The 20,551-nt window shown below is 39.1% G+C and carries 20 protein-coding genes; 16 read left to right on the top strand and 4 right to left on the bottom strand.

Features of this window, described 5'->3' with window-relative positions; all coding sequences use genetic code 11:
* The first annotated feature begins 152 nt into the window (after positions 1 to 152).
* The 9 genes from AC0L7T_RS24055 (at position 153) to AC0L7T_RS24015 (ending at position 10,951) form a co-directional block, all read left to right on the top strand.
* A complete protein-coding gene (locus AC0L7T_RS24055; RefSeq protein ID WP_473338988.1) occupies positions 153 to 1,217 on the top strand; it encodes a nucleoside hydrolase in 1,065 nt (354 codons plus the stop codon).
* On the top strand, positions 1,214 to 2,572 hold the full coding sequence (locus AC0L7T_RS24050; RefSeq protein WP_473338987.1) for a hypothetical protein: 1,359 nt from the start codon (positions 1,214 to 1,216) through the stop codon (positions 2,570 to 2,572). Before AC0L7T_RS24055 ends, AC0L7T_RS24050 begins: the two co-directional genes overlap by 4 nt.
* Before the next feature lie 496 nt (positions 2,573 to 3,068).
* Complete coding sequence (locus AC0L7T_RS24045; protein ID WP_473338985.1) at positions 3,069 to 4,175, top strand: chorismate mutase; 1,107 nt, start codon at positions 3,069 to 3,071, stop codon at positions 4,173 to 4,175.
* Between the two features lie 240 nt (positions 4,176 to 4,415).
* Positions 4,416 to 5,453, top strand: a complete 1,038-nt coding sequence (gene aroB, locus AC0L7T_RS24040; RefSeq protein WP_473338984.1) for a 3-dehydroquinate synthase — start codon at positions 4,416 to 4,418, stop codon at positions 5,451 to 5,453.
* A 59-nt stretch (positions 5,454 to 5,512) separates the two neighbouring features.
* Positions 5,513 to 6,742 carry a 3-phosphoshikimate 1-carboxyvinyltransferase gene (locus tag AC0L7T_RS24035; RefSeq protein WP_473338983.1) on the top strand — a complete coding sequence of 410 codons (1,230 nt, stop codon included), beginning with the start codon at positions 5,513 to 5,515 and terminating at the stop codon, positions 6,740 to 6,742.
* Positions 6,743 to 6,855: 113 nt separating this feature from the next.
* Positions 6,856 to 7,671 carry a prephenate dehydratase gene (locus AC0L7T_RS24030; RefSeq protein ID WP_473338981.1) on the top strand — a complete coding sequence of 272 codons (816 nt, stop codon included), beginning with the start codon at positions 6,856 to 6,858 and terminating at the stop codon, positions 7,669 to 7,671.
* The gene (locus AC0L7T_RS24025) at positions 7,671 to 8,831 is read left to right on the top strand and encodes a pyridoxal phosphate-dependent aminotransferase (protein WP_473338979.1); all 1,161 of its coding nucleotides are present in this window, start codon (positions 7,671 to 7,673) and stop codon (positions 8,829 to 8,831) included. Before AC0L7T_RS24030 ends, AC0L7T_RS24025 begins: the two co-directional genes overlap by 1 nt.
* A complete protein-coding gene (locus AC0L7T_RS24020; protein ID WP_473338978.1) occupies positions 8,828 to 9,676 on the top strand; it encodes a prephenate dehydrogenase in 849 nt (282 codons plus the stop codon). Before AC0L7T_RS24025 ends, AC0L7T_RS24020 begins: the two co-directional genes overlap by 4 nt.
* A 57-nt stretch (positions 9,677 to 9,733) precedes the next feature.
* Positions 9,734 to 10,951: an arginine deiminase gene (locus AC0L7T_RS24015; protein ID WP_473338977.1), complete on the top strand. Its 1,218-nt coding sequence runs from the start codon at positions 9,734 to 9,736 to the stop codon at positions 10,949 to 10,951.
* Positions 10,952 to 11,023: 72 nt separating this feature from the next.
* Here the strand turns inward: AC0L7T_RS24015 and AC0L7T_RS24010 are convergent, their stop codons facing one another.
* Entirely contained in the window at positions 11,024 to 13,756 is a 2,733-nt protein-coding gene (locus AC0L7T_RS24010) for a putative LPS assembly protein LptD (protein WP_473343399.1), read from the bottom strand.
* A gap of 99 nt (positions 13,757 to 13,855) precedes the next feature.
* Between AC0L7T_RS24010 and AC0L7T_RS24005 the strand changes: the two genes are divergently transcribed.
* A complete protein-coding gene (locus tag AC0L7T_RS24005; protein ID WP_473338975.1) occupies positions 13,856 to 14,656 on the top strand; it encodes an N-acetylmuramoyl-L-alanine amidase family protein in 801 nt (266 codons plus the stop codon).
* Between the two features lie 124 nt (positions 14,657 to 14,780).
* Complete coding sequence (locus tag AC0L7T_RS24000) at positions 14,781 to 15,617, top strand: transglutaminase-like domain-containing protein (protein ID WP_473338974.1); 837 nt, start codon at positions 14,781 to 14,783, stop codon at positions 15,615 to 15,617.
* Here AC0L7T_RS24000 and AC0L7T_RS23995 read toward each other — a convergent pair.
* Together AC0L7T_RS23995 and AC0L7T_RS23990 are read right to left on the bottom strand one after the other, a co-directional pair.
* Positions 15,614 to 16,195, bottom strand: coding sequence for a redoxin family protein (locus AC0L7T_RS23995; RefSeq protein WP_473338973.1), 582 nt, complete (start codon positions 16,193 to 16,195; stop codon positions 15,614 to 15,616). The two genes, AC0L7T_RS24000 and AC0L7T_RS23995, sit on opposite strands and share 4 nt — an antisense overlap.
* Positions 16,196 to 16,234: 39 nt before the next feature.
* On the bottom strand, positions 16,235 to 16,864 hold the full coding sequence (locus AC0L7T_RS23990; protein ID WP_473338972.1) for a 4'-phosphopantetheinyl transferase family protein: 630 nt from the start codon (positions 16,862 to 16,864) through the stop codon (positions 16,235 to 16,237).
* Between the two features lie 43 nt (positions 16,865 to 16,907).
* Between AC0L7T_RS23990 and AC0L7T_RS23985 the strand changes: the two genes are divergently transcribed.
* From AC0L7T_RS23985 to AC0L7T_RS23970, 4 genes are read left to right on the top strand one after another with little or no spacing between them, the layout of a single operon-like run.
* Positions 16,908 to 17,822 carry a WD40 repeat domain-containing protein gene (locus tag AC0L7T_RS23985; RefSeq protein WP_473338970.1) on the top strand — a complete coding sequence of 305 codons (915 nt, stop codon included), beginning with the start codon at positions 16,908 to 16,910 and terminating at the stop codon, positions 17,820 to 17,822.
* Between the two features lie 33 nt (positions 17,823 to 17,855).
* A complete protein-coding gene (locus AC0L7T_RS23980) occupies positions 17,856 to 18,692 on the top strand; it encodes a DivIVA domain-containing protein (RefSeq protein ID WP_473338969.1) in 837 nt (278 codons plus the stop codon).
* Complete coding sequence (gene folB / locus AC0L7T_RS23975; protein WP_473338968.1) at positions 18,692 to 19,057, top strand: dihydroneopterin aldolase; 366 nt, start codon at positions 18,692 to 18,694, stop codon at positions 19,055 to 19,057. The genes AC0L7T_RS23980 and folB overlap by 1 nt, the downstream gene beginning before the upstream one ends.
* Positions 19,058 to 19,069: 12 nt before the next feature.
* Positions 19,070 to 19,531 (top strand): DUF4268 domain-containing protein, encoded by a 462-nt coding sequence (locus AC0L7T_RS23970; protein WP_473338966.1) that lies wholly within the window; start codon positions 19,070 to 19,072, stop codon positions 19,529 to 19,531.
* Positions 19,532 to 19,573: 42 nt separating this feature from the next.
* Here AC0L7T_RS23970 and AC0L7T_RS23965 read toward each other — a convergent pair whose 3' ends face one another.
* Positions 19,574 to 19,891 (bottom strand): HesB/IscA family protein, encoded by a 318-nt coding sequence (locus AC0L7T_RS23965; protein WP_473338965.1) that lies wholly within the window; start codon positions 19,889 to 19,891, stop codon positions 19,574 to 19,576.
* Between the two features lie 112 nt (positions 19,892 to 20,003).
* On the opposite strand from AC0L7T_RS23965, the gene AC0L7T_RS23960 reads away from it, so the two are divergent.
* Entirely contained in the window at positions 20,004 to 20,525 is a 522-nt protein-coding gene (locus tag AC0L7T_RS23960) for a DUF7935 family protein (RefSeq protein WP_473338964.1), read from the top strand.
* Positions 20,526 to 20,551 lie beyond the last annotated feature (26 nt).

The raw sequence follows: 20,551 nt of genomic DNA, 5'->3' as shown, positions 1-20,551 counted from the left end.
ATCATTAAACTAAAGATTTGACCTGCTTGATTTCTATTTCAGAATGCCTAATTTTAAATTTATTAAAAATAACCCAAAATAAACGAGATATGCTGCCTCTTCCGATAGTCATCAGGAAGAAAGTGTGTTTTTTTGTTCAAAGCTCACCTTATATGTACAATATGATTTTGAAAACCATTCCAAGTTATAGATTAGTCGGTAGCTTAATTTTTCTTTCTTTTTTGCTCTATGGTCAAGATTCAATAGGCCAGGCTGAGAAAATCATACTGGACACAGATATGGGTTCCGATTGTGATGATGTGGGGGCTATGGCATTATTGCACCATTTTGCTGACCAGGGGAAGGTGGGAATTCTTGGGGTGATCTACAGTTCTGGAAAAGTCCCTTATGGTGTTGGTGTAATTGATGCCATCAACGTTTACTATGGGAGACCTGAAATACCGGTTGGTGCCAGTCATGACCTGAGCTTTGGGGATCCGAAGGATAAAATGCATGCTGAGAAGCTCGCCAAAGACACCGTTGCTTATAAAAATAAATTGATTCATAACCATGATGCCATGGAGCAAACTGTCCTAAATCGAAAACTATTGATACAAGCAGCGGATAACTCAGTTACCTATATTACTATAGGTCATACCAAAGGTTTATTTGAATTACTTAAATCGTCCCCAGGTAATGATTCTCCATTGACTGGTTTAGAATTGGTATCCCAAAAAGTAAAAAGATGGGTGGCACTTGGTGCATTAGGCGCATCCAATGAGGAAGGAGTGGGGGTGAAAGATTGGAATTTTTTCCGAAACAATACGGCTATCTATACGGATTACCTAATAGACCATTTCCCCAAACCTACTTATTTTGTGGATGCTGGAGCTAAAGTGTTTACTGGAGAATCGCTCGAAGCTTTAAACCCTGGAAATATTCTTAGGACAGCTTATAGGGATTGGCTTTGGAATATGGAAAGTAAAAGAATTAAGGATCAAAGGCCAAGTTGGGATCTGGCTACTGTTTATTACGCAGTGCTGGGCACGGGAGAATTTTTGGAGGAGTTAGCGCCAGGTGCGTTAACCTTTGATATAGAAAAGGGCAGTAAATGGGTTTCTGACACGGTCAATCCTTTGCACCACTTTATAGTACAGCAAAAGGAGGTTGACAATGCATTTGCAGACAAGTTAAATTCAGCCATTAGTGCTAGACCCAAAAATTCGATTGCAGAATGAAAAAATCGGTTTTTTTATTTTTGGGGTGTTTAATGTTGTCTTCCCCGTTTTTGCTGCAAGGTCAAATCCATGATAAGCAGAGTATTTTATCAAATGATCAATTTGAATTCCTGGAAGAGTTGACAGAAGCCGTTCTTGAAGCTTCCAGGATCTATCCAAAGCAATTTATATCTGATGCTTTTGGAGCAAATAATACTGGCGGAATGTTAATCAGGCCTGGAGGAAGAAATGCTTACCCTTCTTTTTGGATAAGGGACTATGCAATGGCCTTGGAAACTGGGCTGGTTTCGCTGGCAGAACAAAAACACATGTTGTTGCTCACAGCTCAAACGCAAGCAACTCAAACATGGATTACCTCAGGAGGAAGTATGATTCCTGTGGGAGCGATTGCCGATCATATTAGAATAGATGATGGTCTACCCATTTATTTCCCGGGAACGTATAGTTTTTCTGCTCAGGGTACAGAAAAATGGGGCAGCCTTCCTCCCTATGGTGATCAGTTTATGTTTGTCCACATGGCTCATTCTTATGTGAAAGCCAATGGGGGAATGTCAATTCTCTCGGAAGAAATCAATGGTTTAAGTTTGATGGATAGATTGGTTTTGGCTTTTCACGTTCCTCCTTCTGGTTTAGAAAACCAGTTGGTATTTGCCTCTGAGAAATTTAGAGGTGTAGATTTCGGGTTTAGGGATGCGATTGAACTCACAGGGGAGTTACTGTATCCATCTCTGCTTAAGTACAGGGCTGCCCTGGAAATGTCAGCGCTTTTCTCAATTATGAATCGCCCAGAGCTAGTCGTGAAATACCAGCAAATAGCAAAAACGATTAAGGAAAGCATACCCAATGTTTTCAGGGATGACAGTGGGTTTTTAAAGGCGTCCACAAAACTGAGTGCCCAACCGGATGTTTGGGGAACTTCCCTAGCGGTTTACTTGGGCGTTTTAGAAGGTGAAGAACTTGTCGCTGCTAGTAAGGTTTTGACGGAAGCTTATAAAAAAGGGACCATTAGCTACCGTGGGAATATCAGGCATGTACCTACAAACCTTGATTTTGATGAAAACAAAGTGTGGGAAAAGTCCTTAGCAGCGAAAAATACCTATCAAAATGGCGCTTATTGGGGAACTCCTACCGGCTGGGTGGCTTATGCCATTCATCACAGCAGCCCTGAGCTTGCTAAACAATTGGCGACGGAATACATAGATGAGTTAATAGAAAATGATTTTAGAAAGGGAGCAGCTTTTGGTGCGCCTTATGAATGCTTTGATAAGGCGGGCGCAACCCAAAACCCCGTTTACCTTACCTCTGTAGCAAGCCCACTTGCTGTTTTTAGAAAGATATTGGGAGGAGAGGAATAATTGGATATCCTTCAAGAAATAATAGCGGAATAGTAATATCCTGACAAAACAGCCATTACCAGTGCCCATATTTAAGAAAGAGAATAGGGTATATCCCTGATGAATTACTGGTTGTGGGGAAATCTTGCTCAATTACCAGAGTACAATTGCTTCAGGTGAATAGTATAATAAAATATCGTAAAGTCCTGACTGTTTGTTATTTATAATAATAAGTTAGATGAGTTTGCTAATCTAATGGAACAAACCTGCTTAAATTCAAGACTTAATGCGAAATAAACCAATAACTATTTGATTTTTAAAGGGGGATAGGTTACATTTGACGCATGAAAAATTTCGCAGCTACCTACTTTAGCTTCTTTTACTTTTACTTTCGTCCCCAAAGTCGAATCGGAGCTGCGTATTGTCTTAACAAAAAATAAAAAAAGATAAAAAACATAGAAGCCCGATTCGAAAGAGTCGGGCTTTTTTATTTTAATATTTAACCGAGAATACAGAAATGGAAAATCACTTACAAACAAAAGACTGGGGTTTAGGGCTTAACAACGAGCACCTGATTATCGCAGGACCTTGTAGTGCAGAAACTCCTGAGCAAATCGAAAAGGTTTGCGCAGACATGATCACCGCCAATGTTGTCCCTGACGTTTTCAGAGCAGGAATCTGGAAGCCTAGAACAAGGCCAGGAAGTTTTGAAGGTATTGGAGAAGAAGGATTGGGTTGGTTAGAAATCGTTAGAGAGAAACTTGATATTCCTATTACTATAGAAGTAGGGAATGCATCTCATGTAGAATCAGCGTTGAAACACGGCGTGGATATTCTTTGGATAGGTGCCAGAACAACGGTAAATCCATTTGCTGTTCAGGAAATCGCTGATGCCCTTAAAGGTGTTGACATTCCTGTAATGGTAAAAAACCCAATGAATCCTGATTTGGAACTTTGGAGAGGGGCTTTGGAAAGACTTCAGGTAGTGGGAGTGAACAAACTTGCAGCCATACATAGAGGATTCAGTGATGCTTATGACACTAAGTTCCGTAATAAGCCAAATTGGTCTATGCCTATTCATTTGAAAAGACTTTGGAAAGGGATGCAAGTCATCAATGACCCTAGTCATATTGTAGGAAATAGAAAAGGGATACTTGAAACAGCTCAGCGAGCGATTAATTTCGGTCTTGACGGATTGATGATAGAAACACATCATGATCCTGACAATGCGTGGAGCGATGCCAAGCAGCAGGTAACACCTCAGCAGCTTAGGGAGATTTTGGACAAAATTGATTTCAAACATCCAGTTCAAAATGAAAATCCTTCAGAAAAATTACAGGATCTTAGAAATGCTGTAGATCATTTAGACGATCAGTTGATGGATCTTCTTGCAGAAAGATTTTCTATTATAGATCAAATTGGTGAGCACAAAAGAGACAATAACCTAATTGTTTTTCAAGCAGATCGTTGGAAGCAAGTGATGGAATCCAGAACAGCTAAAGGGATGGAGAAAAATCTTAGCGAAAAGTTCATGAAAGAATTGCTTTATTGTATTCATGAAGAGTCTGTTAAACGTCAAGAGAAAAAATTGAGGGAAGACGTTTCCGCAAAAAAATCAGTTTGATGTTAAGCCCGTTTTTATTCTTAAATAAGTACTGATTGATGTCCATAAATTTATTAACAACCTTGTATTTGTAGTAGGAAGTGAAGTAAATTTAGTCTGAGATAGGGGTTAATTGCCTATTTCGGATTCAAGGGATTGAAATTCAGAGATTGGAAATAGTGAGGTAAATAACCTTTTTTCAATCCATTCTTTTAAGGGATAAAGACGGGTTTAATTTTTACCTTTACAAAAAAACAGATTTTGGAAACAATTATATTTTCTTCCCGAATAGCACAGGATTTGATTCGGTTTCTCGATTCAAAAAAGTACTCCAAACTAGGAGTCATTATGGATAGCCATACCATCAAACACTGTTACCCGTTAATCTCAAATCATCTTCCTGAGCATAGCAGTTTTGCTTTTGAAGCCGGGGAGGTTCATAAAACGCTCGACACCTGTGTGGGTATCTGGGAATGGATGACAGAGAATAGTTTTGACCGGAAGACCCTGATTTTGAATATTGGTGGTGGAGTAACAGGTGATATGGGAGGCTTTTGTGCCAGTACCTACAAGCGAGGCATAAGGTTTATTAATTTACCTACTACCCTGCTTTCCCAGGTTGATGCCAGTGTTGGTGGCAAGTTAGGGATTGACTTTAAGGGTTTTAAAAATCATATCGGCGTATTCAACCAACCTGAAGGGGTTTTGATCAGTGAAGAATTCTTAGGAACGCTACCTGAACCCGAATTGCGTTCAGGATACGCAGAGGTTATCAAACATGGGTTAATAAGGAATGAAAATTACTTTAATAGCCTTAAAACTGAAAATTGGCAAAATCAATCCTGGAAAGATATTATTTCTGTTTCAGTTGGGATCAAAAGAGAGGTAGTTGAAAAGGACCCAAAGGAAGATGGCCTCAGAAAAATCCTGAATTTCGGACATACCATCGGCCATGCCGTAGAGTCACATTATCTTGATACACCTTTACATCTTCTTCACGGTGAAGCCATTGCTGTAGGCATGGTAGCTGAAGGGTATCTTTCGCATAAATTTTTAAGATTGCCAAAGGAGCAGCTTGAAATAATTCAACAAAAACTTTTGGCAGTATATGGGAAGGTTCATATTGATGAAAAAGATTTTGATACAATAATTGACTTATGTTTTCAGGACAAGAAAAATGAAGGAAATGTGCTTAATTTTTCCTTGTTAAAAAGAATTGGAGACTGCGATTTTAATATTGTGGTAGGAAAAGAAGCCATTACAGAGGCCTTGGAATATTACAATCAATTGGAAAATTGAAAGCTGAACTATACCCCTTAATCGTTCTGAACCTGCAAATTTTAAGCTTTAAATAATTCATGAATACTATTGTACTGCCAAAAAAACGCGCATTTGGTCAAATTCAAATCCCACTTCCTTCATCTAAAAGTGAAAGCAATAGGGTTTTGATTATCGACGCCCTCACCAAAGGAGAGAATAAACTTTCCAATCTGGCTGAAGCCAGAGATACGCAGACCATGATTCGGCTACTCAAAGAGGATCCGGACACTTATGATGTGTTGGATGCAGGGACTACTATGCGGTTTTTGACAGCATATGCAGCGCTAAACAATAGACAAAAAACCATGACGGGAACTCCCCGAATGTGTGAAAGGCCTATAGGTATTTTAGTAGATGCCTTGAAAGAAATAGGAGCCAGTATAAGTTACCTTGAAAAAGAAGGTTATCCCCCTCTGTCTATAGAAGGGTTTTCTGGTCAAAAAACCAAGGAAATAGAAATTCGAGGTGATGTCAGTAGCCAGTACATCTCAGCCTTATTGATGAATGCCCCTTTACTTCCAGAAGGATTAGTGCTTAACCTCACGGGTAAAATTGGTTCAAGGACTTATATCACCATGACCCTGGAATTAATGAAGACCTTCGGTGTTGATTATATTTTTGAAGGAAGTAAGATTATAATTAAACCTGGAAAATACCAGCCCACTACTTTTTCAGTAGAGAGCGACTGGTCAGGAGCCAGTTATTGGTTTAGTTTATTGGCATGTGCTGATTCTGGGGAATTATTTCTTAAAGGTCTCAAAGCAGAAAGCCTACAGGGTGACGCAAAGATCGTTGCTATAATGGATAAGTTGGGAGTGGAGAGTGAATTTACAAGTGATGGAATACTCCTTAAGAAAAAAGCGATTAGCGGTTTGCCTTCATTTGACTTTACCCATTGTCCTGATTTGGCACAGACAGTAGCAGTTACCTGCGCACTTACGGGACAAACCTCTGATTTCACAGGCTTAGAAAGCTTGCGAATAAAAGAAACAGACCGAATTGATGCACTACAAAAAGAATTGGCAAAAATTGGTGCTTTACTTGAAGAACGCAATGAAGGTGTTTTTACCCTTGTCCCTGCTACGAATATTCCTGACACGGTAAGCGTTGCTACCTATGATGATCACAGGATGGCAATGGCATTCATGCCGCTGATAACCAGAACAAAGCTGGAAATAGAAGATCCAGAGGTAGTGAATAAATCTTATCCAAGTTTCTGGAAGCATTGTTCCTTATTGGATATTCAGCCAGAATTTATCAATGAATAATCCGTCACAATGTTTTTTCCTCGCTAGCTAGGAGCAATTATGGTAGGGAAAGCTGAGAGCATAAGCTGATTTTACAGTATAATCCACTTAATAGATAGATTTTGGAAAAGAAAATGAAAATAGCAATACAGGGCGTTCTGGGTTCTTTTCATCACCAGGTGGCCCAACAATATTTTGGGGAGAATATTGAAGTGTTTGGTTATAATACTTTTGAAGAAGTAGCCAAAAGTGTTGAGAATCAGGTTGTGGATGTGGCAGTAATGGCCATTGAGAATTCTATTGCAGGAGCTATATTGCCTAATTATGATATAATAGATCGGCATGAACTTTTTATCACCGATGAATACTATTTGCCCATTTCTCACAATTTAATGGCATTGCCAGGTCAGAAGTTATCTGATATTACAGAAGCCAGATCTCATCCCATGGCCCTGTTGCAATGCAAAACCTTCTTCGCCAATCACCCGTCCATAAACCCATTAGACGATGTTGATACAGCATATGTAGCCAAGATCATCTCAGAACAAAAAATCAAAGGATTAGCTGCAGTGGCCAGTATAAAGGCAGCGGAGTTTTATGGATTGGAGTTGTTGGCCGAGGATATTCAAACGGTGAAGAATAATTTCACCCGATTTATCATTCTTCAAAAGGAGAAACCCATAAGCATGGCTTTCCCTACAAAAGCAAGCTTGAAAATTACGATAAAAAATCAAAAAGGAGGTCTGGCCAAAATGCTAACCATTTTAAGTGACAATGACCTTGATTTGACAAAAATTCAGTCTATTCCAGTAATGAGCAAACCCTGGGAATATTCCTTTTTTATCGATACCCTTATTTCTGATGTTAAACAATTTAATCACGCGATGGATAAAATCGCTTCTGATTTTGGTTCAGTTAAGATTTTTGGAACTTATCAAAGTAGAAAATAATGAAAGGTTTTTCTGACAGATTAGGAGAAGTTAAGGAGTATTATTTCTCCAAAAAGCTTAAAGAGGTACAGAAACTTAGAGAAAGTGGAAGGCCTATAATCAACATGGGCATTGGTAGCCCAGACTTGCCTCCCGATCCTAGCGTGATAGAGGCGTTGAAGCGCACTGCCGAATCTGCCTCCGGACACGGATACCAATCCTATCAGGGTATTCCCGCTTTGAGAAATGCTATCGCAGCATTTTATGACAAGAATTATGGCGTGTCTTTAGATCCTGCTTCAGAAGTATTGCCTTTGATGGGTTCTAAAGAAGGGATTATGCACATTTCCATGGCTTTCCTGAATGAGGGAGATGAGGTTTTGGTTCCCAATCCAGGATACCCTACTTACACCTCTGTGACCAAATTGCTGAATGCCATACCTGTGTATTATTCACTTAATGAGAACGATAATTGGGAACCGGACTGGAAAGCATTGGCTGAAATGGATCTTTCAAAGGTTAAATTGATGTGGGTCAATTATCCCCACATGCCTACCGGTGCAAAGGGAAGCGAGTCCTTGTTTATAAAGCTTGTGGAATTTGCGAAAACACACAATATTCTCCTGGTTCACGACAATCCTTATAGCTTCATATTGAATGAAGAGCCAAAAAGTTTATTGGAAATATCCGGTGCCAAAGATCATGCTCTGGAGTTAAATTCTTTAAGCAAAACTTTCAATATTCCGGGTTGGAGAGTGGGAATGTTGGCTGGGAGGAGTGATTACCTTGATGCCGTTTTGAGAGTAAAGAGCAACATGGATTCGGGAATGTTTTTGGGAATTCAGGAGGGGGCTGTTGCTGCTTTAAAACTAGATGGTTCCTGGATACACTCTATGAACAAAATTTATGCAAGGAGGAGAGCACTCGTATTGAAAATGGCCAAGTTATTGCAGCTTGAAGTTCAGGAGGATGCAGTTGGCTTATTTGTTTGGGGGAAAGTTTCAGATGACATAACAGCCACTGATCTTGTGGATCAACTGCTTTATGAATACGATATTTTCATTACTCCGGGATTAATATTTGGTAGCAAAGGCGCTTCATACGTTCGTTTTTCATTGTGTATAGGTGAAGATAAAATTAATGAAGCAATAACAAGATTAAAAAATTATAAAACGCCATGAAAAAAATACATATCATAGGGCTGGGCCTGCTGGGTGGTTCTTTCGCACTGGCAGCCAAGAAAATATATCCTGAATTAGAGATCACTGGTTTTGATTCAGACAGTGTAAACATGGACCTTGCTTTGGACATGCAACTTATATCCAAAAGCCTTGCTGTACCGGACAAGGATACTGATATTGTGATTCTGGCAACCCCTGTTGATACTTTATTTGCGCTTTTAGAAAAGACGCTAGATCAAGTAGGAGAGAAAACATTAGTGATGGATTTCGGTTCTACAAAAGACCAACTTTGTCGCCAAATGAGTCAGCATCCCAAAAGGGCACAGTTTCTCGCTGTGCATCCCATTGCGGGCACTGAAAACTCAGGCCCCAGAGCTGCCCAAGAGGATCTTTTCGATGGGAATGTAATGATCATTTGCGAAATGGAGAAGACAGATGTTCACCTTAAGGGTATGGCTTATGAAATTTTTGATGCCCTAAATCTTCGGTTACGCTTTATGGATCCAAAAGACCATGATCTTCACCTGGCCTTTGTTTCTCACCTTTCTCATGCGACATCCTTTGTGTTGGGAAAGACTGTTATTGATAAAACAGCAGATGAGAGAAATATTCTAGACATGGCTGGAAGTGGGTTTACCTCCACGGTCAGACTGGCAAAAAGTTCTCCTGAAATGTGGGGGCCAATTTTTTTAGAAAATAAAACCAATGTTTTGGAAGCTTTTGATAGCTACATTGAACATTTGACAGCCTTCAGGAATAGAATAGCTGAAGATGACATTGAAGGTTTGAAAGCAGATATGAGAGAGGCCAATAGAATCAGAGATATTCTAGATTTTAAAGAATAAATTGAAAAAATGGTATTAATAGTTCATTAATTGTGGTTTTGTTGTAAATTGGTGAATATGCATTTGACCATTAACTCTGAATTCGCGACATTAAAAGAAGTACTAGTTCATCGACCTGGACGTGAGATTGATCGATTAACGCCCTACAACAAGCACCTGTTGTTATTTGAGGATGTTCCTTATCTGGAAGAAATGCAGCGAGAGCATGATGTTTTTACCCAGCTTATCAGTGAACAATGTGGCGCTCAAGTTTATTTTTTCGACAAATTATTGGGTGATATTCTTGAAGACAACTTATTAAGAAATGACTTGATACGGGAAGCACTTGCTGTTTCTAGATTGGAGCATTTGAGCGAAGAGCTGCTCGGGGTACTCAGCCAGGAGCAATGTGTTCAAGCTTTAATCGCAGGCATAAAAGTGCATGAAGTTAGGGGAAGAGTTAGTGCTGCGGCATTGGCTGATCTTTTAGACCTGGCATTTTTGATTCCCCCTTGTCCCAATTTGTATTTCCAGCGGGATACTGCTGCCATTTTGCCAGGAGGCATGGTTTTTTCCAGTATGCGCTTGGATCAACGACAAAGGGAAGCCAATATGGTAAGGAAAATATTTGAGAATCACTCTTTATTTAAGGATAAAATTCAACAAGTATATCCCATGACTACCCACAATCACACGCCATCAATAGAAGGGGGAGATGTGATTATTTTGTCAGATAAAGCTGTAGCCATTGGATGTTCAGAAAGAACAGACGAAAAGGCCGTATACCATGTGGCCAAAAACCTCATTGCTGATGGGCGAATTGAAAGAGTTTATGAGATACATTTGCCCAAGAAAAGAAATTTCATGCATTTGGATACCGTATTTACTATTTTGGATAAAAACAGGGTCCTAACTTATCCAGATGCGCTTCAAGCTGTTCAGCGCATTTCGGTATATACTCGAAAAGAAGAAGACAGTGAACAGGTTAACATCAAAAGAACTGTTTTAAAGAAACCCTTAAGAGAAGTACTTAGAATGGAAATTCCTGATTTGGAAATAATTGGTACCGACAAGGTAAACCAGGAATATGCCCTGAGAGAGCAATGGTTTGATGGAGCCAACGTATTTACCATTGGGCCTGGAAAGGTTATTTCCTACAATCGAAACAAACACACCAATCAAGCATTGAGAGAATATGGTATAGAAGTTTTGGAAATGCCTTCTTCGGAACTTTCTCGAGGTTTGGGTGGGCCAAGGTGTATGAGTCTACCGATTGCCAGGGAGGTAATTTTATAAGCTACTAAAAAGCGCCAATGATTTTACAAAGGGTTACCATACCTTTTTAGTGACTCAGTAATAGCGTAGGGATTAAAAACTATCGAAGAAGGACCTTCTTCTGGATACTTTAAGGTCACGAAGGATATTTGATTTTACCCGAATATCTATGCTGTAGGAAGTGAATTTCCCGAAAGGCACCCAATTCGCATTCAATTGCCAACAATGTAGGTCCCTCGCGATTCCTACCATGGTATTTGTGATCTTAGCAGTAGAAAGATCGTAACCACTGGTAAAGTTGATTTTCCATTTATCAGACAGGCTTAGATCACCTGAAATGTTTATTGCTTGGGTGACATTTTTAGTTCCTGAGGCGGCCTTACTGTAACTCAGGTTATAACTATAAGTCATGTTCCAGGGAATCGACCAATCGATGTACTGGCTCGGGTCATTGGCTATTCGATTGATTTCATTTTCTACAAAATCATTCATTTGACCACCTTGATTTAGAAATTCATCAGTCAGTTCGTCACGTACTTCACCGGGTGATTGCTCTGTTTTACTTGGGTTAATGCTTCCATTGATATTTAAAGAGGCTCTTCTGATGGCGCCTATTCCTTGACCCTTCTTCCAGGCAAACTCGTTTATTTTTCGTGTTGTCACCTCTTCACCGTTAGTAAATGTGGCAGTAGCATATGGGTCAAGTGTAGAGCTAAGATTGACAGAAAGCTTTTTATCAAATAATGAAGTTCTGGTACTGATAGTGAATGGCAAAAGGTTAAATGAATCTGCTGCAAAGTTGTAATTGGTAGATATGTTAAGTGATTGCAGGAGGGGTATTTTCTTGGTTGTGGTTTCTGCAGTATCACTTTCTGTCTTAAGTTTTGCTTCCAAAGTGTTTTTTATATTGATGCTCAGGGATTTTGACTCGCCCAATGGAGCACCGCCATAGATAAAACCCTGAAAACGAGATAAGCGCCGAAGGGTTCCGCTGGCATCCGTTTGTACTTCCTGATAATACCCGTATTTAGGATCGGAAAAATCAGGAGTACTGCTGAAACCAAAAGTAGGTTGCATGTGGTGCCTTATGGCTTCTATTTTAGAACCTTTCTTGAAGGTGTAAAAGCCATAAACATTGGTAGAGAGGTTAAAAGAACTTTGGTAATAATTTACTCTGTTAAAGCCACTTTCCAGAATTTGATCCAATCGTTCTTCTTCAGGATTGTAATAATAATTGATTTTGTCCAGGTACCACAGCTCCGTGAAGTTCATTGAGGCAGTGCCTGTAAAAAACCGAAATAGGCTAAAGTTTGAGGATATAGGGACCGTGTTTTTAAAGCCGTTATCAGCATCTCTAAGCAGTTGAGGGATATTTTCAATAGTAAACGGAATCACATTTGGAGTGGAGGTTGCTCCCAATTCCTCCAATTCTTGCTGAAGCCCTGGATCAACGCCCAATTCAGTTGTAATCCTATTATTAATAGAGTTTTGGGCATTAAAATTCCAAGATAGATTTAATGTCTTAAGGGGCTCGAATTTTATATTTCTAAAAGGATTTTGCCTATTCATATTGATCGCCACATCTGGCAGGAGCAAATTCACTTCGTCAGTTACCTGATTTTGAGAATGCCTCAAGTTGGCAGACATGCTAAAAGGTGTTCCCGTAAATGTTTTGCTATAAGAGATATTAGAAGAGAAATCTGACTGCTGATTTTGCTGGAAATTTCCCTGATTAAGGATATTGTCATTGTAGGACTTGGTGCCAAAATTAGCTGAAGCAGAGAACCTGGAATTGCCTCGGGTCTCGGGTGTGTGGTTCCACCTAAACCAGAAAGCATTGTATTCCAAAGGGGTTTCAGCTGTTTCCGGGCTTTGAAATTTCTGGTAATCAATATTTAATCCTCCTTTGTACCGGTATCTTTTATTGTAATTAGAGGCCGTCTTCAAGCCATATCCACCTTTAGAATACACTTCACCTGTCACCCGGGTGTGCACATAATCATTGAACGCAAAATAATAGCCGAAATCCCTCAGGAAGAAACCTCTTAGTTGTTCTTCGCCATAGGAAGGAAAAATTATCCCAGATGTTTTTTCTTCAGGAGTATCGGGAATTACGCCAAAAGGAAGGCCCAATGGTGTAGGGATATTGTTGAAATACAAATTAAATGGTCCGGAAATAATGTGCTTTCCACGGACCGATTTGATTTTGGAGGAGGAAATGTGCCAGTGTGGTTCCACCAGGTCACAGGTGGTATAAAAGCCTTTACTCAAATAAACTGAGCCATCATTGTCTTTTTTTACAATCGCTCCACGGAGAAGGCCCTCGTCCTGTTGCGTGACCACATCCGAGATAATGGCCTTTTGACTTTTAAAGTTATAGCGCATCTCCTTACGGATTTCATACACACTATTGCCCTCTTTAAACATTGGGGTCCCTTGTGCCACACCGAGACTGTCTTTCAATCCTGAGGCGTAGAGTTCATTTTTTTTCCAATCAATTGCGATATAATCTGCGTCCAGCCGTATATTTCCATACTCAAACCATGCACCTTTGTAAAGAAATACTTTATTTTGCGCAAAGTCAGTGATTATACTGTCTTCGGCGTAATAATTGATTGTGGTTTGAATATCACTTTTTGGTTGATTCAGCGTTGAATCCAAATCAGCAGCAGTGATAGTAAGTATGCTGTCTGGAAGTACTGGCATTAACGTGTCTCGGCTGACTTCGGGATTCCCCAAGGTGTCAGGAGATGTAAGTTCTAGTTCAGAAGTTCTTTCATTGCCGGGTTCCTGGGCCAGGACAGTATGCCCAAAGAAGGTGAGCATACAGATGGAAAGAAAAACGTTCTTAATTATCTGCACCAATTATTTATGTTTGCTATAAAAATCATTAAATTTTCAGTAAAGTTAAGGTTATTAACGTTTATGAAACGAACCAAATTGAAAAATATTCTTATAATTTCATTGCTCTTCATTACCACTGTTTTAGCGGGGTTTATCCCCCCAGATGAGAAAAAATCAGAATTCAAGTTGAGGAGGATTGTAATTGATGCCGGGCATGGGGGTAAAGACCCTGGGACTTCAGGAAGAATTTCGAGAGAAAAGGATGTTACACTGTCCATTGCGCTCAAGGTTGGTGGGTATATTTCAGAGTTGCTTCCTGATGTGGAGGTAATTTATACACGAAAAACCGATGTATTTATAGAACTAAAGGAACGGGCAAACATCGCCAATAGAAATAGAGCGGACTTATTTGTTTCCATTCATTGCAATGCGATTTCCTCAACCAGAGCTTACGGTACTGAAACTTATGTAATGGGGAATAAAAATTTCAATGGTAATTTTGAGATTGTCAAAAGGGAGAATGCAGTGATTCTACTAGAAGACGACTACCAACAAAACTATGAGGGCTTCGATCCCAAGTCACCTGAGTCATACATGATGTTTAACCTTATGCAAAAGGCATACTTTGCAAATAGTCTTTCTTTGGCAGAAAAAATTGAAACTGATTTGTCAACGAGAGTGAATCGGCATTCCAGAGGTGTAAAGCAAGCTCCTTTTTATGTTTTATGGACAACGAGTATGCCGAGTGTACTGATAGAAACAGGCTTTTTGTCAAACCCCGCTGAAGAAAAATACCTTAATAGTAAAAGTGGACAAACTTATGTAGCTTCTAGCATATTCAGGGCAATTAAGGCTTATAAGGAGGAATTGGAGGCTATTTAATGTTTTTATTGATGTTAAATTCAATTAATATCTTACCAAAAAATAAAATCACAGGTAATTTATTCCCAAAATTTGGTAAATTTGATTAGTTGAAACTGTGAGGTAAGTTGAGATGAATATTCAAATGACAGATAAAGAATTAAATGCTCTTGTGTCTTTGTTGGATGATGGGGATCAGGAAGTAAAGGAACATGTTAGGGATAAAATCCTCTCCTTAGGTAATGAAATCATTCCTTTCCTGGAAAATAAGTGGGAGGGTTCATTCAATCCTGAACTACAAAAAGAAATAGAAGAGATAGTACATGACATGCAGTTAAACCTGCTCATGGAAAGGCTTACGGATTGGAAAAATTCCGAGGAAAAAGAATTACTTGAGGGATTGTGGATTATCAATACCTACCTGTATCCTGAGCTTGAATTTGAACAGCTTAATGCCCTTATGCAGCAAATTTATTTTGATGTGTGGACGAACTTCAAGAACGAACTTTCGGTCTACGATAAAATTAAGTTGATCAACAATGTGATGTTTAATGACCTGAAATTTTCTGCCAATACCAAGAATTTTCATAGTCCGGCGAATAGCATGATCAAAACGGTGCTGGAAACAAAAAAAGGAAACCCTATAAGCCTTTGTTCTGTCTATTTATTGGTAGCAAAAAAACTTGGTCTGCCTGTTTATGGGGTTAATTTGCCCAATCTTTTTGTGCTGACTTATCAATCAGGTAAATTTAAATTTTACATCAATGCCTTCAATAAAGGCCTTATTTTTACGAAACAAGATATAAATAATTACCTGGATCATTTAAAATTGGACCCCAAGCCTGAATATTATGAGCCTTGCGAAAACATTGAAATTATCAGAAGAGTGATTCGGAACCTTATTTATTCATTTGAAAAAATAGGGGATTTGGACAAATCCAAAGAGGTAAGTCAAATGTTGAAAATAGTGGATCATAATTAAGGTAAAAACCTAATATTGCAACCTACAGCTCTTGTAACTGTAGGGCTAGGGCGGTCTCTTTTAATGATGTCTTCCAGAGCAGTGTCAAGATAATGAACAGTAGCACTTTCCATCGCTTGAGCATTGTTGTCTATTGCCCCTCTGTAAGCGACACTGTATCCCGTAGGTCCCGATGTAATAATGACTACTTCCGGTATTTTTTTCACGCCAGTCATTTTGGTGAAAATCTGATCTCTATCTATTAAGAAAGGCAATTGATTGTTTTTCGCAAAAGCCAGGGAGGCAAGCTTTTCCACAGTCTCATCCTCCTGATCAGTATGAGGGTTTACCAAGGCAAATTTAATATTTGATGGTACGTATTTCTCCTTTAATGCCTTAATTCTCGAATTGTATAATTTTGGATAGGGGCATTTAAGGGTGTAAAAAATAAAAACCTGCGCCGTAGATGTTTTGTTTTTTTCAAGTGAATAGGCTTGATTGCTAATAGCATCTACCATTTCCAGATTCGAAATTTTTTGTCCATAAATGGAGGAGCTCCATAGGAAACAAATTACAAAACACCCAAAAAGCTTCTTCATCTCTAGTTGTGTTAATTACAATCATAAATATAAGGATAATCACCAAACTGTATAGGTGAGTACCATGTCGTTTTCTGAATGAACCATGACCTCGTAAAAATGGTCCGAGAAATCAGAGCCGTAAACTTTACCTTTAATAATTTTATCTTTTGCAGTAAAAGGTTCTAAAATAATATTTTGCCTTAGGCTAATGCCTCTTTTGCCCTGGCATTTGTAAATGCTTTCCTTTACCGACCATGCTAAGGTATGCAAATAGCTGTCTTTATCTAAAAATGCCAATTCAGAAGGGTCGAGATACTTCGGTCCAAGAGGTACCGTTTTTTCTCTAACCCTCTCCAGGTCCACCCCTACAGGCATGTTCTTGTGAAATATCGCTGCGGCGTAATCACCATGGTGGGAAAGAGATACGTGCCCCGAACCATCCATAGTATGGGATTTTCCGTGGCTGTCCTTATAAAAGCCAGGGTAGGGTAGGTCCAAGCTGTCCAAGGTGTTTTTGATGGCTAGTCTTGCACCTTTCCATTCTTTTCTTTTTTGAACATGACCTATGTTAGCCAGTGATAGTTTTTCTCTAAAACTCAAAAAGTCCATGGATGAGTTTTCGGACGTTTTAATATTGTTGATGGCAAAAGCAGATAAAGGGCTAATTTTTTCTATTTTTGTTAACATAGTAACTTAAAGGCAACTGAGTGGTAATTAGGTTTTGCAATATATGTCAAATATTCAAGTAAGTAAACTTAACACATTAAGAGGTCATAATCATTCCGTTTTCGCACTCGCCAGTGGTTGCTTACCTCATCTTATTTACACTGGTTCAGGAGATGGGATGGTAGTAGAATGGGATCTTTCTCGTCCTGGAGACGGACTTTTGCTGGCCAAACTGCCAAGCTCAGTTTATGCCTTGGAAGTAGATGAAAAAAGAAATCTTTTATTTATAGGCCAAAACAATGAAGGGATTCATGTTATTGACCTAAAGACTAAAAAAGAAATTTGGTCTTTAAAAATTACGTCCCATTTAATTTTTGATCTAAAAGTAGTTGATAACGTATTATTGGTCGCTACGGGAGATGGGGTGCTTGTCGTTTTGGATATAGAAGAAAGGTCACCAGTTCGCCATATAAAAATTAGTGAGCAGTCCTTAAGGGTTTTGGCCGTATCTCCGGACAAACGCCAGGTAAGTGTAGGTGCCAGCGATAATTTGGTGAAAGTTTTTGATTTGGAAAACTGGAAACCATTGGCGAAAATGGAAGGACATAGTAAATCAGTTTTTGCCTTAGCATACAGTCCAGATGGTGAAACAATCATTAGTGGAGGAAGGGATGCGCAACTTAAATTTTGGGATACCGAGAAATTTATAGAGCAGCAAAATATTGCGGCGCACATGTATGCGATTAACTACTTGTCATTCCGAGAGGATGGCAAGTATTTTGTAACATGTAGCATGGACAAGTCGATGAAAATTTGGGATTCTGAAGCTTTCAAGCTATTGAAAGTTATAGATAAAGCCAGGTATGTAGGTCACGGGACCTCCATTAATAAAGTCTTGTGGACGAAGAATAATAATCAAGTAGTAGCCATCAGTGATGATCATACTGTTTCTGTTTGGGAGATAAATATTGGTCAATAACTTCCGGTCATAGATCGGCTAAATGACGAAAAAATGAAAATTACACCATTAGATATCCGTCAAAAGACCTTCGAAAAGAATTTCAGGGGCTATGATAAAGATGAAGTTTCAACATTCTTGAGTTACCTGTCACAGGAATGGGAAAAACTGGTCGAAGAAAAAAACGCACTAAAGATTAAATATGAACATGCTGAAAAAGAAGCTTCAAAGCTCAGAGAGGTGGAGCAGTCTCTTTTCAAAACCCTGAAAACAGCAGAGGATACTGGTGCAAGCATAATTGAACAAGCCAATAAAACGGCGGAATTAATCCTGAAAGAGGCACAGATGAATGCTGATGCCCTCCATGCCGAATCAAGAGGCAATGCCAGAAACATGATAGATCAGGCGGAATCCCAATCAAAAAATATCATAGAAGACCTAAAAGAGGATGTCAATGTCCTGGTGGAAAATTATGAAAAACTACTAGACCAAAGGGATTACTTACTTAAGAATTTAAAGCGTACAGCCACCGAAACACTAGAGAACGTAAATGCTGCAAAAGAGGGATTTAATGAGATAGATTCGGGTGTTTATACCCGTTTGGTGAAAGAACTCCAACGGAAAGAAAAGAACTTCAGTTCGTCTGAGAAGGAGGGATCAAATCCAGGTCATACGGGCAACACGTATATTTGGGAGCAGCCTGGAAATCAGAGAGATTCCGAAGAGGAAACGGTGATTAGTGAAGATGAAACAATAAAAACCCCAGACGTTGACTCGACCCAAATAATTGAAGAGGTTGAAGAAAAGGAAGAGCAGAAAGAGGAAAAACCCCCTGCCAGCAGGCCTATAAATAAAGACCAATCTGGTTCATTTTTTGATCAATTTGAATAATGGGGAAAGTATCACTTGAGGGGATTGAGTTCCATGCCTTCCATGGCGTGTTCTCAGAAGAAACCAAATTAGGCAATCGATTCACTGTTGATTTGCATGTGTATACAGATTTTCAGCAAGCCATGCGTACAGATGATCTAAAGTACACTGTTGATTATTTTAAGCTTTATCAAATAGCCAAAGCACACATGCAGGTTCCTGTAAAATTGTTGGAACACTTGGGGCATTTGATGATTACGGATATCTTAAAAGCGTATCCTGAAAGTACCCAGATCCAGGTAGTGATAAAAAAACATAATCCAGCACTGGGAGGGGTGGTGAATTTTTCTGTTGTTGAAGTAGCTTATCCTAGAGATTACGAATAAACTGGATTTTTAATGTATACCAAACATGAAATTAGTAAAACCAGGCAAGCGTTTTGGGCCACTTTTGGGCAGTATATGAAACCCGTACCTAATGCTGATGGAACAAAAATAAATTGGAAAAACTATAAAACAGGTGTAAAGCACATGTATTTTAGGATGAAGGCAGAGCGAGATTTTGCATCAATTTCCATAGAGATACAGCATCCGGACAAAGAAATAAGAAGCCTGTTGTTTGATCAGATGGTTACTTTTAGACGAATTTTTCAGCAGGAAGTAGAAGAAGAGTGGACATGGACATCCGATTCAATAAATGAATGGGGTGAATTTTCCAGTAAAGTGGAGAAAACATTGCCAGGTGTAAGTGTGATGAGAAAAGACGACTGGCCAAAAATTATCTCATTTTTGAAGCCTAGAATAATTGCAATAGACGCTTTCTGGGCAAACATGAAATATGGCTTTGAAGGGCTGACCTGAAATTAAATGTTGCACCACTCAATTCAAATAAAGTAAAAGTTACTATTGGTTGTCGTGCCTTTTGGGCAGGTCAGGATTGGTGAAAACAAATCCTTTTGCCTCATTGCTTTCATGAAAGTCTATCTGCATGCCCATCAAAAACATCACGTGCTTTTTTTCAATGAGTACGGGCAATCCTTCGATTTCATAGCTTTGATCGCCCTCTTTGGTCAGGTCAAAACCCAATGCATATGAAACGCCACCACATCCACCACCTTTCACGCCTACGCGTAAGGCATACTCCACAGGGATATTCTTGGTAGCCATAATGGTTTTAATCTCTTCGAGCGCCTTGGCAGTTATTTTTATTGGAGTCAACATGTGAATTTAAGGATGAAGAATGATTAATGGTTCCAAAATTAAAACAGAAAAACAAATGGTGCATAGTAAAACATGACATTATTTCAGATATTGCCAATTAAAACCTTTGAATATGGATTACCTCTTTGAGCTATTAAAAATAATTATTCCTGCAGGTCTTGTCATTTATGGGATGTTTATTATTACGGTATCATTTTTGAAGAAGGAAAAGGAGATGAAATGGTTGGATATTAAATCCAAGAATTCAGAACTGGTGATTCCTTTACGCATCCAGGCAGGAGAACGGCTTTGCTTACTCTTAGAAAGAATTTCTCCTAATAATCTAATTAGAAGAATAAATGGGCCTGACATGGTTTCTGGAGAATTACATAGCCTTTTGATTCAGGAAATCAGGAGCGAGTTCAACCATAATTTGTCTCAACAAATATATTTTACAGACGATACCTGGGAGACATTACGGTCTGCCGTAGAGCAAACGATTTCTCTAATCAACAAAGCCTATCAGCAGGTGGGGGGAAATGAAAGGAGCCTTGAATTATCGAAAAAAATATTCCAACTCGCAATGGAGTTGGAACAGGACAGTATAGAGATTGCGTTAAGAAAGATTAAAGATGAAATACGTATTTACTACTGACCCGAACACTTAAATCAATAAACACC

It is taken from the genome of Cyclobacterium sp. 10D3-21 (genome assembly GCF_055809755.1).
Note: the sequence above shows the minus strand (reverse complement) of the source record. Positions and strands in the feature narration are given on the sequence as shown.

What these genes read in the sequence shown, in the direction of transcription:
- AC0L7T_RS24055 (WP_473338988.1), top strand. Translation starts at nt 153, where the DNA reads ATGTACAATATGATTTTGAAAACCATTCCAAGTTATAGATTAGTCGGT.
- AC0L7T_RS24050 (WP_473338987.1), top strand. Translation starts at nt 1,214, where the DNA reads ATGAAAAAATCGGTTTTTTTATTTTTGGGGTGTTTAATGTTGTCTTCC.
- AC0L7T_RS24045 (WP_473338985.1), top strand. Translation starts at nt 3,069, where the DNA reads ATGGAAAATCACTTACAAACAAAAGACTGGGGTTTAGGGCTTAACAAC.
- AC0L7T_RS24035 (WP_473338983.1), top strand. Translation starts at nt 5,513, where the DNA reads ATGAATACTATTGTACTGCCAAAAAAACGCGCATTTGGTCAAATTCAA.
- AC0L7T_RS24030 (WP_473338981.1), top strand. Translation starts at nt 6,856, where the DNA reads ATGAAAATAGCAATACAGGGCGTTCTGGGTTCTTTTCATCACCAGGTG.
- AC0L7T_RS24025 (WP_473338979.1), top strand. Translation starts at nt 7,671, where the DNA reads ATGAAAGGTTTTTCTGACAGATTAGGAGAAGTTAAGGAGTATTATTTC.
- AC0L7T_RS24020 (WP_473338978.1), top strand. Translation starts at nt 8,828, where the DNA reads ATGAAAAAAATACATATCATAGGGCTGGGCCTGCTGGGTGGTTCTTTC.
- AC0L7T_RS24015 (WP_473338977.1), top strand. Translation starts at nt 9,734, where the DNA reads ATGCATTTGACCATTAACTCTGAATTCGCGACATTAAAAGAAGTACTA.
- AC0L7T_RS24010 (WP_473343399.1), bottom strand. Translation starts at nt 13,756, where the DNA reads ATGCTCACCTTCTTTGGGCATACTGTCCTGGCCCAGGAACCCGGCAAT.
- AC0L7T_RS24005 (WP_473338975.1), top strand. Translation starts at nt 13,856, where the DNA reads ATGAAACGAACCAAATTGAAAAATATTCTTATAATTTCATTGCTCTTC.
- AC0L7T_RS24000 (WP_473338974.1), top strand. Translation starts at nt 14,781, where the DNA reads ATGACAGATAAAGAATTAAATGCTCTTGTGTCTTTGTTGGATGATGGG.
- AC0L7T_RS23995 (WP_473338973.1), bottom strand. Translation starts at nt 16,195, where the DNA reads ATGAAGAAGCTTTTTGGGTGTTTTGTAATTTGTTTCCTATGGAGCTCC.
- AC0L7T_RS23990 (WP_473338972.1), bottom strand. Translation starts at nt 16,864, where the DNA reads ATGTTAACAAAAATAGAAAAAATTAGCCCTTTATCTGCTTTTGCCATC.
- AC0L7T_RS23985 (WP_473338970.1), top strand. Translation starts at nt 16,908, where the DNA reads ATGTCAAATATTCAAGTAAGTAAACTTAACACATTAAGAGGTCATAAT.
- AC0L7T_RS23980 (WP_473338969.1), top strand. Translation starts at nt 17,856, where the DNA reads ATGAAAATTACACCATTAGATATCCGTCAAAAGACCTTCGAAAAGAAT.
- folB (WP_473338968.1), top strand. Translation starts at nt 18,692, where the DNA reads ATGGGGAAAGTATCACTTGAGGGGATTGAGTTCCATGCCTTCCATGGC.
- AC0L7T_RS23970 (WP_473338966.1), top strand. Translation starts at nt 19,070, where the DNA reads ATGTATACCAAACATGAAATTAGTAAAACCAGGCAAGCGTTTTGGGCC.
- AC0L7T_RS23965 (WP_473338965.1), bottom strand. Translation starts at nt 19,891, where the DNA reads ATGTTGACTCCAATAAAAATAACTGCCAAGGCGCTCGAAGAGATTAAA.
- AC0L7T_RS23960 (WP_473338964.1), top strand. Translation starts at nt 20,004, where the DNA reads ATGGATTACCTCTTTGAGCTATTAAAAATAATTATTCCTGCAGGTCTT.